The organism is Streptomyces albireticuli (genome assembly GCF_002192455.1).
GTDB lineage: Bacteria > Actinomycetota > Actinomycetes > Streptomycetales > Streptomycetaceae > Streptomyces > Streptomyces albireticuli_B.
This window is the reverse complement of the sequence record NZ_CP021744.1, coordinates 1049780-1065060: the sequence shown is the minus strand read 5'-3', so window position 1 is coordinate 1065060 and position 15281 is coordinate 1049780. Positions and strand designations below refer to the sequence as shown.

Here is a 15281-nt window from a genome sequence, read left to right as displayed (position 1 = left end):
TCCTGTTCGTTTTGCCCGCTCAGCTGAGGGAGTCTCACGGGCAGGCAAAAAAATAGCTTAGGCTTCCCTAAGCTGACATGCCGGGGGGTCCGGTGTGGCCAGATCGCTGTCATACAACGGGAGTCCCCACGCCATGCGTCACCACCAGGCCGAGCCTTCTGCTGCTGGTCCCGCCGATGCCGAGCTGCCCCTGCTCGCCGCCCAGGCCGGAATCCTCTACGCGCAGGAGCTCGCCCCCGACAGTCCGGTCTACAACACCGGTGACTGCGTGGAGATAACCGGCGCCCTGGACGAGGAGCTCTTCGCGCGCGCCCTGCGCCGCACCGCCCGCGAGGCCGAGACCCTGTCCCTGCTCGCCACCCCGGCCGGCGCCGACACCCCGCCCGCGCAGCGCCTCGTCACCGGCGCGGAGACCGAGCCGCACCGCCTCGACCTGCGCGCCGCCGCCGACCCGCGGGCCGAGGCCGAGCGCTGGATGCGCGAGGACCTCGACCGCCCCGTCGACCTCACCCGCGGACCGCTCGTCACCCAGGCCCTTCTCCGCCTCGCCGACGAGCGCTACTGGTGGTACCAGCGCGTCCACCACTTCGCCGTCGACGCCTACGCCCTGACGCTCATCGGCCGCCGCACCGCCGAGATCTACACCGCCCTGGCCGCCGGCGAGGAGCCCGCCGAGAACCCCTTCGGCACCCTGCGCGAACTCGTCGCCGACGAGGCCGACTACCTCGCGAGCCCCCGCCACACCGCCGACCGCGACTTCTGGCGCACGCACCTCGCGGACCGCCCCGAGCCCGTCTCCCTCTCCACCCGCCCCGCCGCCCCCGCCGGCGCCGCGCTGCGCCGCACCGGCTCCCTCCCCGCCGGCACCATGCCCCGCCTGGAGGCGGCCGCCGGCGCCGTCAAGGCCACCTGGGCCGAGCTCCTCATCGCGGCCACCGCCGGATACGTGCACCGCGTCACGGGCACCCACGACGTCGTCCTCGGCCTGCCCCTGATGAACCGCCGCGGCCCCGCCGCCCTGCGCACCCCCGCCATGACCGTCAACGTCATGCCGCTGCGCATCACCGTGCGCCCCCAGGACACCGGCGCCGAGCTCCTGCGCCGCGTCGTCCTCGCCGTCCGCGCCGTCCGCCGCCACCAGCGCTACCGGCTGGAGGACCTCCGCCACGACCTCGGCCTCACCGGCGCCGAGAGCCCGCTCTTCGGCCCGATGGTCAACATCAAGGCCTTCGAGGGCGACCTGGACTTCGGCGGCCTGCCCGGCGCCGTCCGCAACCTCGCCGCCGGCCCCGTCGACGACCTCGCCGTCGCCGCCACCCCGGCCCCCGACGGCTCCCTGCGCCTCGGCTTCGACGCCAACCCCGCCCGCTACGACGACGCGGCGCTCGCCGGCCACGAGGACGCCCTGCTCCGCTACCTCGACGCGCTCGCCGGCCTGCTCCTCGACGACCCGGCCCGGCCCGTCGGCACCCTCGACCTCCTCGGCGCCGACGAGATCCACCGCGCCACCGCCGGCCGCGGCGAGCCCGCCCCCGAGCGGACCCTCCCCGAGCTCTTCGCCGCGCAGGCGGCCCGCACCCCCGACGCCGTGGCGGTCCGCAGCAACGGCACGGCCCTCACCTTCGGCCACCTGGACGAGCGGGCCGACCGCCTCGCCCACGAGCTGATCGCCGCGGGCGTACGGGCCGAGACCCCCGTCGCCCTCGCCCTGCCCCGCGGCACCGACACCGTCGTCGCCCTGCTCGCCGTCCTCAAGGCGGGCGGCGTCTGCCAGCCCCTGGACCTCGGCCACCCCGAACAGCGCCTCACCGCCGTCCTGGAGGACACGAGACCCGCCTGCGTCGTCGGCACCGCCGACGCCGTCGCCGGCCTGCCCGCGCACTCCATACCCACGCTGCTCCTCGACGACCCGGCCACCCGCGCCCGGATCGACGCCCGGCCCGCCACCGCGCCGCAGGCGCCCACCCTCGGCCAGGCCGCGTACATCATCCACACCTCCGGCTCCACCGGCCGGCCCAAGGGCGTCGTCGTCACCCACGCCTCGCTCGCCAACCTCCACGCCGGACACGGCACCGACCACATCGCCCCCGCCGTCGCCCGCGCCGGCCGGGACCGGCTGCGCGTCGCCCACAGCGCCTCCTTCGCCTTCGACGCCTCCTGGGACCCCGTCATCTGGATGGTCCACGGCCACGAACTGCACCTCCTGGACGACGCCGGCTACCGCGACACCGCCGCCCTCGCCGCCTACGTCCACGAGCACCGCGTCGACTACCTCGACGCCACCCCCTCCTACGTCGAGGCGCTCCTCGCGGAAGGCCTCCTCGACGCCGGCCGGCACCGGCCCGCCATGGTCGTCGTCGGCGGCGAGACCGTCCCCGAGCCGCTGTGGCGGACCCTCGCCGCCACCGACGGCCTCACCCCCCTCAACCTCTACGGGCCCACCGAGACCACCGTCGACGCCTACTACTGGGTGCCCGGCGACGGCGCGGACGCCCCGGCCGTCGGCAGCCCCGTCCGCGGCTCCCGCGCCTACGTCCTCGACAACTCCCTGCGCCCCGCCCCGGCCGGCGTCACCGGCGAGCTCTACATCGCCGGCGCCTGCCTGGCCCGCGGCTACCTCGGCCGCCCCGACCTCACCGCCGAACGCTTCACCGCCGACCCCTTCGGCGCCCTCCACGGCGAGCCCGGCGCCGCCATGTACCGCACCGGCGACCTGGTGCGCCGCCGCCCCGACAACACCCTGGAGTTCCTCGGCCGCGCCGACGACCAGGTGAAGATCCGCGGCTTCCGCATCGAACTCGGCGAGATCCAGGCCGCCCTGGCCGCCCACCCCGCCGTCGCCCAGGCAGCCGTCATCGCCCGCGACACCGCGCACGGCAAGCGGCTCCTCGGCTACGCCGTGCCCACCGGGCCCGGCGCCACCGACGCCGAGGCCCTGCGCGCCCACCTCGCCGAGCTGCTGCCCTCCCACATGGTGCCCGGCGCGATCGTCCTCCTCGACGCCCTGCCCCGCACCGCCAACGACAAGCTCGACCACCGCGCCCTGCCCGACCCCGAGCCCACCGAGGCCACCGCGCACGAGGCGCCCCGCACCCCGCGCGAGGCCACCCTCTGTGCCCTCTTCCAGGACGTCCTCGGCCTGCCGGAACTCCCCTCCGTGCACGCCGACTTCTTCGAGCTGGGCGGCCACTCCCTGCTCGCCGGCCGGATCGCCGCCCGCGTCCGCGAGACCCTCGACGAGGGCTTCGGACTCGCCGACGTCTTCCGCCACCCCACCCCCGCCGCCCTCGCCACGCTCCTGGCGGGCACCACCGCGCCGGACACCACCGAGGAGCGGCCCGAGCTCGCGCCCGTACCCCGCGAGGAGCGCATGCCGCTCTCGCCGGCCCAGAAGCGGCTGTGGTTCATGCACCGCCTCGAAGGCCCCAGCCCCACGTACAACATCCCCCTGCTGCTCACCCTCACCGGGCCCGTCGACCAGGACGCGCTGCGCCTCGCCCTCGGCGACCTGACCGAGCGCCACGAGACCCTCCGGACCGTCTACCCGGCGGCCGACAACGAGCCCTACCAGCGGATCCTGACGCCCGCCGAGGCCCGCCCCGAGCTGCACACCGCCCCGCGGACCGCGGACCTCACCGAGGCCGTGCGGCACTGCTTCGACCTGGCCGCCGAGCCCCCGCTGCGCGTCACGCTCTTCACCGAGGGCTCCGAGGAGCACACGCTGCTCGTCCTCCTGCACCACATCGCCGGCGACGGCGCCTCCACCACACCGCTCGCCCGCGACCTCGCCACCGCCTACGCGGCGCGCGCCGAGGGCCGCGCCCCCGCGTTCGCCCCGCTGCCCGTCCAGTACACCGACCACACCGCCTGGCAGCAGCGCCTCCTCGGCACCGCCGACGCGCCCACCCCGCTCGCCGGCCGGCAGCTCGACCACTGGCGGCAGGCCCTCGCCGGCCTCCCCGACCAGCTCGAACTCCCCACCGACCGGCCGCGCCCCGCCGTCGCCTCCTACGCCGGCGCCACCGCCCCCTTCCACCTCGACCCGGCCGCCCACGCCGCCGTCGAAGCGCTCGCCCGCACCACCGGCACCAGCGTCTTCATGGTCGTCCAGGCCGCCCTCGCGGCACTCCTGACCCGCTACGGCTGCGGCACCGACATCCCCGTCGGCACCCCCGTCGCCGGCCGCGACCAGGACGCCACCGCCGACCTCGTCGGCTTCTTCGTCAACACCCTCGTGCTGCGCACCGACACCTCCGGCGCACCGACCTTCCGCACCCTCCTGGACCGCGTCCGCACCGCCACGCTGGCCGCCTACGAGCACGCCGACCTGCCCTTCGACCGCCTCGTCGAGGACCTCAACCCGCCCCGCTCGCTCGCCCGGCACCCGCTCTTCCAGGTGATGCTCGCCTGGCAGTCCGTGCCCGACGCCGAGTTCGCCATGGGCCCCGGCCTCACCGCCCGCATGGACGCGGTCCCCTCCGGCACCGCCAAGTTCGACCTCACCCTCAACGCCGGTGAGCGGCCCGGCGGCGGCATCGCCGGCTTCCTCGAATACCGCACCGACCTCTTCGACGCGGCCACCGCCGAGGCCCTCGCGACCCACCTCGCCCGGCTCCTCGCCGCCGCCGCGGCCGCCCCCGACACCCCCCTCGGCCGGCTGCCCCTCCTCGACGACACCGAGCTCCACCGCTCCCTCGTCGAGTGGAACACCGGCACCCCCGCCCCCGAGCCGTTCAAGCAGACCCTCGTCGAGCTCTACGAGGACGCCGCCCGCCGCCACCCCGGCCGCACCGCCGTCACCTGCGCGGACGCCTCCCTCACCTACGCCGAGCTGTCCGCCCGCGCCAACCGCCTCGCCCGGCTGCTGGCCGCCCGCGGCATCGGCCCCGGCTCCATCGTCGCCCTCGCCCTGCTGCGCTCCCCGGACCTCGTCACCGGCCTGCTGGCCGTCGCCAAGTCCGGCGCCGCCTACCTCCCGATGGACCCGGACTACCCGGCCGACCGCCTGGCCTACATGCTCCAGGACGCCGCCCCGGCCGCCGTCGTCACCGACACCGCGACCGCCGCCCGCGTCCCGGCCCACGAGCTGCCCGTCGTCCTCGTCGACGGCACCGACGCCGAGGAGCACGCGGCCACCGACCTCACCCCCGGCGAGCGCACCCGCGCCCTGCGGCCCGACGACGTCGCGTACGTCATCTACACCTCCGGCTCCACCGGCCGCCCCAAGGGCGTCCCCGTCACCCACCACAACGTCGCCCGGCTGTTCTCCGCCACCGACCAGTGGTTCGGCTTCGACGCCGACGACGTCTGGACGCTCTTCCACTCCTACGCCTTCGACTTCTCCGTCTGGGAGATGTGGGGCGCCCTCCTGCACGGCGGCCGGCTCGTCGTCGTCCCCCACCTCGTCAGCCGCGACCCCGCCGCCTTCCTCCGGCTGCTGGCCGCCGAGCGCGTCACCGTCCTCAACCAGACGCCGTCCGCCTTCTACCAGCTGATGGCCGCCGACAAGGAGAACCCCGGCAGCGACCTGGCCCTGCGCTACGTCGTCTTCGGCGGCGAGGCGCTCGAACTCGCCCGCCTCGCCGACTGGTACGACCGGCACGCCGACGACGCCCCCACGCTCGTCAACATGTACGGCATCACCGAGACCACCGTGCACGTCTCCTACATCGCGCTCGACCGGGCGAAGGCCGCCGCCGGCGCCTCCAGCACCATCGGCGTCAACATCCCCGACCTGCGCGTCTACGTCCTCGACGAGTACCTCCAGCCCGTGCCGCCCGGCGTCACCGGCGAGATGTACGTCGCCGGCGAGGGCCTCGCCCGCGGCTACCTCGGCCGCCACGCCCTGACCGCCGAGCGCTTCGTCGCCGACCCCTTCGCCCACCTCTTCGGCGAGAGCGGCACCCCCATGTACCGCTCCGGCGACCTCGCGCGCCGCCGCCACGACGGCAACCTCGACTACTTCGGGCGCGCCGACCACCAGGTGAAGATCCGCGGCTTCCGCATCGAGCTCGGCGAGATCGAGGGCGTCCTCGCCGACCACCCCGACGTCGCCGACGCGGCCGTCGTCGTCCGCGAGGACACCCCCGGCGACAAGCGCCTCGTCGCCTACGCCGTGCCCGCCCGCGAGACCACGCCCGCCCTGCTGCGCGAGCACGCCGGCACCGAACTGCCCGGCCACATGGTCCCGTCGGCCGTCGTCCTCCTCGACCGGCTGCCGCTGACCGCCAACGGCAAGCTCGACCGCAAGGCCCTCCCCGCCCCCGACCTCGCCGCCGCCGTCACCGGGGGCCGCGCCCCCCGCGGCCCCCGCGAGGAACAGCTCTGCGCGATCTTCGCCGATGTGCTGGGCCTGCCCTGGGTCGGCGTCGACGACAACTTCTTCGACCTCGGCGGCCACTCCCTCCTCGCCGTGCGCCTCGCCGGCCGCGTCAAGGAGGCACTCGGCGCCGAGGTCGGCATCGGGACCATCTTCCAGGCGCCCACCGCGGCCGCCCTGGACGCCGCCCTCGACGCCACCGACCGCACCGACGAACTGGACGTCCTGCTCCCGCTGCGCCCGGCCGCCCCCGGCGACAAGGCCCCGCTGTACTGCGTCCACCCCGCCGGCGGCCTCAGCTGGTGCTACGCCGGAATCATCCGCCACCTTCCCGCCGACGTGCCGATCTACGGCATGCAGGCCCAGGGCGTCGGCCCGGCCACCGCCGCCGAACCCCTCCCCGCCACCCTGGAGGAGCTCGCCGCCCACTACGTCGACCGGCTCCGCGAGGTCCAGCCGGAAGGCCCGTACCGCCTGCTCGGCTGGTCCACCGGCGGCATCATCGCCCACGCCATGGCCACCCGCCTCCAGGACCTCGGCCAGGAGGTCGAGACCCTCGCGATCCTCGACGCCTACCCCGCCGAGGGCTTCCGCGAGCTGCCCGTCCCCGACCAGGCCGAGGCCCTGGAGGCGCTGCTCGCCATGGGCGGCTACGGACCGGACAGCCTGGAGGGCAAGCCCTTCGAGCTCGCCCACGTCACCGAGGTGCTGCGCCGCGAGGGCTCCCCGCTGGCCAGCCTGGACGACGCCACCATCGAGGCCCTCAACCGCACCTACCTCAACACCAACCACCTGGTGCGCGCCTTCGACCACCGCGTCTTCCGGGGCGACGTGCTCTTCTTCCGGGCCACCGTCGACACCATCGACGACACCCTCACCCCGGACACCTGGGCCCCCTACGTGACCGGGCGGATCGACAACACCGACGTCGCCTGCTCGCACAAGGACATGACCCTGCCCGAACCGATCGCGCACATCGCGAGCGTCATCGCCGACCAGCTGAAGAACCTGGAGAACTGACCCCATGAGCGACGCACCCGCCAACCCCTTCGACGGGGACGGCCCCTTCCACGTCCTCGTCAACGCCGAGGGCCGGCACAGCCTCTGGCCCGGGTTCGCCGCCGTTCCCGACGGCTGGACCGCCGTCCACGGCCCGTGCGAGCGCCAGGCGGCCCTCGACTGGATCACCGAGAACTGGACCGACCTGGCCCCGGCGGCCCAGGGGTGAAGGGCATATCCCCGCGCGTCGCCGTCGTGATCGTCTACACGGCGGCGATGTGCATGAACGGGCTCGACTCCACGATCGTCAACCCGGCGCTGCTCACCATCGCCCGGGACTTCGGCGAGCCGGTGTCGGCCGCCAACACCGTCGAGGTCGCCTTCCTGGTGGCGCTCGCCGTCGCCCTGCCCGTCGCGGGCTGGCTCGGCGACCGCTTCGGCACCAAGCGGGTCTTCCTCGGCTCCCTCGCCGTCTTCACCGCGGCCTCCGCGGTCTGCGGCCTCGCCCAGAACCTGGAGACGCTGGTCCTCGCCCGTGTCGTCCAGGGCATCGCGGGCGGCCTGCTCACGCCCGTCGGCATGACGCTGCTCTTCCGCGCCTTCCCGCCGCACGAGCGGATGAAGCTGTCGAAGGTGCTCATCGTGCCGACGGCCCTGATGCCGGCCCTCGGCCCGCCGCTGGGCGGCTTCCTCACCGAGCACCTCTCCTGGCACTGGCTGTTCTTCGTCAACGTGCCGATCGGCGCGGCGGCGGTGCTGCTGGGAACGGTGGGGCTGAGCGAGCACAAGGAGGACGTCGAGGGCGGGTTCGACCTCAAGGGCTTCCTGCTCGCCACCCCCGCGCTCGGCCTGCTCACCTACGCGCTGGGCTTCGGCCCCACCCACGGCTGGACCTCACCGTCCGTCGCCGTGGCGGGCCCGCTCGGGCTCGTCCTGCTGGTCGCCGGCTGCGTCCACCTCGTCCGCGCCAGGACGCCGCTGCTCCGGCTGCGGCTCCTCGCGGACAAGGTCTTCGCCTCCGCCACCGTGCTCGCCCTGGTCACCTCGGCCGGGCTGATGGGCGTCCTCTTCGCCTTCCCGCTGCTCTACCAGGCGGCGCTCGGGGCCTCGGCCCTGGACGCGGGCCTGAGCGTCTTCCCGGAGGCGCTCGGCCTGATGCTGGCCTCCCAGGTCTCCGACCGGCTGATGCCCCGGCTCGGCCCCAGGTGGCTCGCCGTGCCCGCCCTGGTCCTGGCGACGGCGGTCTTCGCCACGCTCGCCGTACCGGGCGTGGCCGAGAACGCCTGGGCCGTACGGGCGCTGATGTTCTGCGTCGGCCTGGTGCTGGGCACGGCCGTCATCACGGTGCAGATCGCCGGGTTCGCGGACGTACCGCCCCCGGCCATGGGCCAGGCCATGGCCCTGTTCACCATCGTGCGCACCCTGGGCGGGGCGCTGGGCATCGCGGCCGTCGCCGCGGTCATCTCCGCCGCGGGCGCCACGTCCACGCACGACGCCGACCCGGGCCCGTACCGCACGGGCATCCTGGTCACCGCCGGCCTGGTCGCCGCGGGCACGCTCTTCGCCCTGCGGATGCCCAAGGAGGCCCCCGCCCCGCCGCCCTTCGACGACGAGCCGGAGGGCGAGCAGGCGCCGGCCGCCGCCTGACACCCCGCGCGCCCGACAGGGCGCGCGCGCCACGACAGAGGTCCCGGACCGGCACACTGCCGGTCCGGGACCTCTGTCGTGATCCGCGGTCGTGACCCCGCGGTGCTAGCGCGCTCCGAGCAGCCCCACGAGGCCGTCGGCCAGCCCGCCGCGCCAGCAGGCGTAGTCGTGCCCGCCGTTGAACTCCCGGTACGTCACCTGGTAGCCGCGCGCCTCCAGCACATTGCGCAGGTGGCGGTTCTGGGGGAGCAGCATCCACTCCTGGACGCCCACCTCCAGATGGAAACGGACCGGCAGCGTCTCGCGCACCGCGTACTGCCGCGTCAGCCACTCGCTGCCGCTGTCGAACTCGGTGTCGTCCGGCCACCAGAAGGAGCCCGACTGCGTCAGCGCGTTCCCGAACCGCTCCGGCCTGCGGAACGCCGCGAACGCCGCCGTCAGACCGCCCGCGCTCTGCCCGGCCACCACAGTGCGCGCCGGGTCGCCCGTGGCGCCGTACGCGTCGGCGGCCCACGGCAGCAGCACGTCCGCCAGCCAGTCGACGAACTCCTCGCTGCAACTGAGGTCCGCCATCCGCCGCGCCCGGCCCATGGTGTGCACCAGCAGCGTCACGGTCGGCGGGATCCGCTTCTCCGCGTGCAGGTTGTCGAGCGTGTCACCGAACTGGAGGACCGGCCCCCACATCTCGCCGTCCAGCAGCACGGCGACGGCGTACGACCCGTCACCGGCCCGGTGCCCGGCGGGCAGGTGCACCGACACCCGGCGGCCGTCGACCTCCGCCTCGACGCGCTCACCACGCGCCACCTCCGCCCTCGGCAGCGCCCACTTCTGGGCCGGGGCGTCGGGCAGCTCCAGCACGGACGACGGGTTGCGGCCGTCCTTCGAGGGCAGCACCGGCACCGTGCTGTGCGGGTCGGGAACGGCCGCGTCCAGCACCCGCAGCCACGCCTCGCGGTCGGTGCGCAGCGTCTCCTCGCGGGGGCCGCGCGCCACGAAGAACTGGTACGCGGCCCGGTGGTCGGCCCGCAGCCGGTGGCTGATGGCCCAGACGTCCGTGCCCGGCACCTTCTCCATCAGGTGCGGGCTCAGGTCGCGGGCGTGCCGGTCCTTGTCGGTGACCGTGTGGAGGAGGGCGAGGACGTCGGTGGCGGGGGCGGCCGGGTCGTCGCGCCACAGGAAGGTGACGAGGCGGTACGCGGGGTTGCCGGGGTCGGCCGGGTCCGGCTCGACGAGGGGGGTGCCGGTGGTGGCGGCGTGCCGCCAGAAGATGTCGGTGGCGCCGGGGGTGCCGTTGCGTACGGCGGCGGCGAGGTTCTGGAGTGCGGGGCTCTGCGGGTGCATGGCTCCTGGTTTCTTTGGTGGGCAGGGTGGCGGGGTCCGGAGCGGGGCGGGTGGGACGGGGTGCGCCTGCGGCGGGCCTTTTCCCCACCCCGCCCCTTCCCGACCGGGGCTCCGCCCCGGACCCCGGTCCTCAAGCTCCCCCAGCTACCGCTGGGAGGTGCCCCCAGACGGGCTGAGTTGTCGCCCGGAACCGGGGGCCCGGGGGCTTGCCCCCGGTTACGGGAAGGGGCGGGTCGGGGACAAATCTCCCGCCGTTCCTACACGCGCGTCGCCGCGGAGCGGCCGAGCAGCACCCACAGCAGGAACGGTCCGCCCAGCACCGTCGTGACGACACCGACCGGGATCTCCACCCCGTTCAGGACGATCCTGCCGAGCATGTCCGCCAGCACGATCAGCACCGCGCCCACCAGCATCGACCCCAGCACCGGCACCCGCAGCGGCCCCGCCAGGCGGCCCGCGACGACCGGTGCGGCGAGGGCGACGAAGCCGACGGGCCCGCAGATGCCGACGGCCAGGCCGGCGAGGCCCACCGCGAGGAGGAGGCAGATGAGGCGGATCCGGCTGGCGGAGACGCCCAGGGACGCGGCCGTGGAGTCGTCGAACCGCAGCACGTTGAGGTGGCGGGCGACGACGAGGGCGAGCGGTACGAGCACGGCCAGGCCGATGAGGACCGGGACGGCCACGGAGTAGCCGCGTCCGTTGAGGCTGCCGGAGGTCCACACGTACAGGGAGCTCGCGGAGTTCAGGGAGCGGCGGGAGAGCACGACCTGGGTGACGGCGGAGGCGAGCGCCGACATCGCGAGGCCGACGACGAGGACCCGGTAGCCGCGCTGCCCGAGGCCGCCGGAGACGGTGGTGACGACGAGCACGGCGGCGAGGGCGCCGACCGGGCCGGCCCACCAGGCGCCGAAGGTGCCGCTGAGCGTGGCCGACAGCAGCACGGCAGCCGTGGCGCCGTCGTTGACACCGAGGAGTTCGGGGGTGGCCAGCCGGTTCCTGGCGAGCGTCTGGGTCAGACAGCCCGCGAGGCCGAGCGCCGCGCCGGCCGCCAGCCCGGCGACGATCCGGCCGAGCCGGAACTTCTGCACCAGCAGGACATCGAAGCGGTCGCCGGAGCCGAAGACCGCGTTGAAGGTGCGGGTGATGCCCATGTCGCTCTGCCCGGCGTACGCGGACAGCACGACGGCCGTCACCAGCAGGGCGCTCAGGAACAGCGCGGCGAGCGCCGCCCGGCGCGGCACCAGCAGCGACAGCGGGCCGCGCCGGACGACCAGGCTGTCGGTCCGCCCCTTGGCCGGGCGGGAGCGTCGCGGCAGCCGGGGAAGGCGAGGCAGCAGGCGCTTGCCCGGTCCGGAGGTCTCGGCGGTGGCGGGCTCGGTCATGCCCATCGCGCCCAGCCGCTTGGAGCGGACGATGGCGATCAGGACGGGGGCGCCGAAGAGCGCGATGATCACGGAGACCGGGGCCTCGAAGGGCCGGGAGACGACCCGGGCCAGGATGTCGGAGCCGGTCAGGACGCCCGCGCCGATGAGCCCGGCGAGCGCGATCTGGGCGAGCAGCCGGGGGCCGGTGACGGCGCGCGCGAGGAATCCGGCGAGCAGGCCCAGGAAGGAGACCGGGCCGACGAGCGCCACGGAGGCGGCGGTCAGCAGCGTCACGGAGAGGGCGACGACGACGCGGATGGCGCCGGGGCGGTGGCCCAGGCCGCGGGCGAGGTCGTCGCCGAGGGCGAGGGCGGACAGCGGCCGGGCGATGAGCAGCGCCACGACGAAGCCGACGGCCAGGACGGGCGCCAGGCTGCCGAGCTTGCCGAAGCCCTCGACGCCGGCGAGCGAGCCGAGCACCCAGAAGCGGAAGCGGTCGTACGTCTCGGCGGAGTTCACGATGAGGACGCTGGTCACACCGCCGAAGGTGGCGCCGAGAGCGGATCCGGCGAGCACCAGCCGCATCGGTGAACCGCCGCCCCGGCGGCCCGCTATCAGCAGCACGAGGGAGCTCGCGACGACCGCGCCGCCGAAGGCCCAGAGCAGATAGCCGAAGCCGCTCTGCACCCCGAGGAAGGCGATGCCGACGACGACGCCGAGGGACGCGCCCGCGTTGACGCCGAGCAGGCCGGTCTCGGCCAGCGGGTTGCGGGTGACGGCCTGGAGCAGACAGCCCGCCGTGCCGAGGGCCGCGCCGACGGCCAGCGCGGTGAGCGTGCGGGGGATCCGCAAGTCGCCGACGACCAGGGAGAGACGGGAGCTGTCGCGTGCGCCGTCGCGCCCCAGCAGGTAGTTCAGGACGTCGCCCGGCCCGACCTCTCCCGCGCCCACGGACAGCGAAAGGGCGGACAGGACGAGGACGGCGAGCACCAGGGAGACCGAGGCGACCACGAGCGTGCGGCTGCCGTGCGGACGGCCCGGCGGGGGCGCCGAACGGGAGGAGCTGGTGGGCTGTGCCTCCGGGGGGCCCACTTGCGACAGAGTCATAAGGTAAGGCTAGCCTAAGAACTTTACATCATCGCAGGCGGAGGGGGTGTACGTCCCACCGGGCCACGAGGGCCGGACCCGGCCCCCGGTCAGGGCTCCACCGGATACGGTACGAACGTCGTGCGGTTCTCGTCCACGGCCAGCCGCCGGCCCAGCGGCGGCACCGCCCGCTGCGGACAGTCCAGCCGCTCGCACACCCGGCAGCCCATCCCGATCGGCGTCGCCGCCGCGGCGTCGTCCAGGTCCAGACCCGCGGAGTACACCAGCCGCGGCGCGTGCCGCAGCTCGCAGCCCAGACCGATCGCGAACGTCTTGCCGGGCTCGCCCCACCCGCCCCGGAAGCGCGTGACGGACCGCGCCGTCCACAGATAGCGCTGCCCGTCCGGCATCGCCGCCACTTGTACGTGCACCCGGCCCGGCGAGGCGAAGGCCTCGTAGGCGTTCCACAGCGGGCAGGTGCCGCCCGCCCGCGAGAAGTGGAAGCCCGTCGCCGACTGCCGCTTGGACATGTTGCCCGCCCGGTCCACGCGGACGAACGAGAACGGCACCCCGCGGGCGCGCGGCCGCTGCAAGGTGCTGAGCCGGTGACACACCGTCTCGTACCCCACCCCGAAGTGGTCGGCGAGCCGCTCGATGTCGTAGCGCTGCTCCTCCGCCGCCGCGTGGAAGACGCCGTACGGCAGGACGAGCGCCGCCGCGAAGTAGTTGGCGAGCCCGATCCGGGCCGTCGACCAGGCGGGGGAGTCCTCCGTGAAGTCCTCCGCGGCGAGCTCCGACAGCTCCCGCCCGTACTCCAGGAGCGCGAGCTGCGTCGCCATCCGGAACGCCTGCTGGCCCGGCCGCAGCCGGGGCGACAGACGCAGGACCCGCGCGTCCGGATCGTAGCGGTGCAGCTCCTCCGCGCCCGAGGCCAGCCGGACCCCGTGCCGGTCCGCCAGCCGGGCGGCCAGCGCCTGCCGCACCTCGCCGCGCCGGACCCCAATCGCGCCCGCCAGCCGCTCGGCGGCCATGTCCGGTTCGTGCAGATAGTTCTGCCGCCGGTAGAAGAACTCCCGCACCTCCTCGTGCGGCGTGCGCCCGGCGGAGACCGCCGCGGTGCCCTCGCGGTCCCCGGCGAGCTCCGCCACCCGCTCGGCCAGCGCGCGGTTGCGGCGGTCCATGGCGAGCACGACCTCGGCCACCGACGGCAGCCGCGACGCCAGCTCGGACAGGTCGCCGGGGGACACCTTCGCGGCCGTCACCTCGTCGGCCAGCGCCTCCCGGAGGTCGGCGAGCAGCCGGGTGGTGTCCCGCTCGGAGAAGAACCCGGCGTCCACGCCGAACGCCTCGGTCAGGCGCAGCAGCACGGGGACGGTCAGGGGGCGGGCGTCGTGCTCCATCTGATTGAGATAGCTGGGGGATACGGCGAGCTGCCGTGCGAGCTCGGCCTGGCTGAGCCGGCGCTCCTCCCTGAGGCGGCGCAGGCGCGCGCCGGCGTAGGTCTTGCTCATGTCCATGCCCTCCCGGGGGCATCTTCGCACCGCCGCGACGTGTGCGGGTGGGAAAGATCGGATCTTGCCCCGGTCCCGCCCTGCCCGCCGCATCCGATGTGCGGATCCGCCACGCCGTGGGGCTCCGACCCGGACCCGGCCCGTCCGGCATCGAGGACACCGCGCGCAGCGCGGAAAGGCGGCCCTGGGGCTTGCCCCCGCCACGCGCGGAGCCGCGCGTCGGACACAACGGGCGGCCCGGGCAGGGGAGAACCCGCCCCTCACAGGGGCGCCCCGCACCGCAGGTTCCACCGCCCCACCCGCCCCGACAGCTCCGTACCGGTCAACGGCCGCACGTCCAGCCGCCAGAACACCTCCGCCGGCAACCCCAGCCCGTGGACCACCGCCGCCCGCACCACCGCCGGTTCCACCACCGCCAGTACCCGCCCGCCCTCCTCCACCAGGGAGTCCAGCCAGCCGCCCACCCGGGCCACCAGGCCGAGGACCGACTCCCCGCCGTGCGGGGCGGCGGCGGGGTCGGTGAGCCAGCGGGCCACGGCCTCGGGCTCCTCGGCGCCGACCTCCGCGAGGGAACGCCCGCGCCACCGGCCCGGGTCCAGGTCGTGCGGGGCGGGCCCGGCGCCCGGGGTCAGGCCGAGCGCCGCGCACGTCGCACGGCAGCGCGCGGAGGGCGCGCCGAACACCCGCGACGCGGCCGGCAGCCCCCCGGCCGCCTCCGCCGCCCGCCGCAGGGCGGCCTCGTCCGGTGGCCCGTCGCCGAAGCGCGCCTCCCGCGCCGCCGCCCCGGCCGCGGCTGAGATCAGCGTCACACGCACCGTCATCGTCGCCCCTCTCCCCTTCTCTCCCGCCGGTCTCCCTTGCCCGCCAGGCCCGTTCGGAGCCCCGCGCGCCCGCGCGTCAGGAGATCACGGACATCCCGGGGAGCGTGCGCTGGGGTGCGCATCCGTACGCCGTAGCGCATGGGTCCGGCGCGCGGTACGGTCGCGTGGCAATGACGACGGTGTGACGGAATCC

General features: G+C 75.2%; 7 protein-coding genes. 3 read left to right on the top strand and 4 right to left on the bottom strand.

Annotated features, from left to right (window positions below; genetic code table 11):
* Positions 1–133: 133 nt before the first annotated feature.
* From SMD11_RS04535 to SMD11_RS04525, 3 genes are read left to right on the top strand one after another with little or no spacing between them, the layout of a single operon-like run.
* Positions 134–7339, top strand: coding sequence for an amino acid adenylation domain-containing protein (locus tag SMD11_RS04535; protein ID WP_087925192.1), 7206 nt, complete (start codon positions 134–136; stop codon positions 7337–7339).
* Positions 7340–7343: 4 nt separating this feature from the next.
* Positions 7344–7547 carry an MbtH family protein gene (locus SMD11_RS04530; protein WP_087925191.1) on the top strand — a complete coding sequence of 68 codons (204 nt, stop codon included), beginning with the start codon at positions 7344–7346 and terminating at the stop codon, positions 7545–7547.
* Positions 7544–8965, top strand: a complete 1422-nt coding sequence (locus tag SMD11_RS04525) for a DHA2 family efflux MFS transporter permease subunit (protein WP_267896803.1) — start codon at positions 7544–7546, stop codon at positions 8963–8965. The genes SMD11_RS04530 and SMD11_RS04525 overlap by 4 nt, the downstream gene beginning before the upstream one ends.
* Before the next feature lie 105 nt (positions 8966–9070).
* On the opposite strand, the gene fes is transcribed toward SMD11_RS04525, so the two are convergent.
* The 4 genes from fes to SMD11_RS04505 all read right to left on the bottom strand — a co-directional run bounded on the left by fes (position 9071) and on the right by SMD11_RS04505 (position 15088).
* Positions 9071–10306: an enterochelin esterase gene (gene fes / locus SMD11_RS04520; RefSeq protein ID WP_087925190.1), complete on the bottom strand. Its 1236-nt coding sequence runs from the start codon at positions 10304–10306 to the stop codon at positions 9071–9073.
* Positions 10307–10563: 257 nt separating this feature from the next.
* The gene (fhuB, locus tag SMD11_RS04515; protein WP_087925189.1) at positions 10564–12777 is read right to left on the bottom strand and encodes a Fe(3+)-hydroxamate ABC transporter permease FhuB; all 2214 of its coding nucleotides are present in this window, start codon (positions 12775–12777) and stop codon (positions 10564–10566) included.
* Between the two features lie 89 nt (positions 12778–12866).
* Positions 12867–14267 (bottom strand): short-chain fatty acyl-CoA regulator family protein, encoded by a 1401-nt coding sequence (locus SMD11_RS04510; RefSeq protein ID WP_087930283.1) that lies wholly within the window; start codon positions 14265–14267, stop codon positions 12867–12869.
* A gap of 260 nt (positions 14268–14527) precedes the next feature.
* Entirely contained in the window at positions 14528–15088 is a 561-nt protein-coding gene (locus tag SMD11_RS04505; RefSeq protein WP_087925188.1) for a histidine phosphatase family protein, read from the bottom strand.
* Positions 15089–15281 lie beyond the last annotated feature (193 nt).

Coding starts and splice junctions, on each gene's coding strand:
- SMD11_RS04535 (WP_087925192.1), top strand. CDS start 134: ATGCGTCACCACCAGGCCGAGCCTTCTGCTGCTGGTCCCGCCGATGCC.
- SMD11_RS04530 (WP_087925191.1), top strand. CDS start 7,344: ATGAGCGACGCACCCGCCAACCCCTTCGACGGGGACGGCCCCTTCCAC.
- fes (WP_087925190.1), bottom strand. CDS start 10,306: ATGCACCCGCAGAGCCCCGCACTCCAGAACCTCGCCGCCGCCGTACGC.
- fhuB (WP_087925189.1), bottom strand. CDS start 12,777: ATGACTCTGTCGCAAGTGGGCCCCCCGGAGGCACAGCCCACCAGCTCC.
- SMD11_RS04510 (WP_087930283.1), bottom strand. CDS start 14,267: ATGAGCAAGACCTACGCCGGCGCGCGCCTGCGCCGCCTCAGGGAGGAG.
- SMD11_RS04505 (WP_087925188.1), bottom strand. CDS start 15,088: ATGACGGTGCGTGTGACGCTGATCTCAGCCGCGGCCGGGGCGGCGGCG.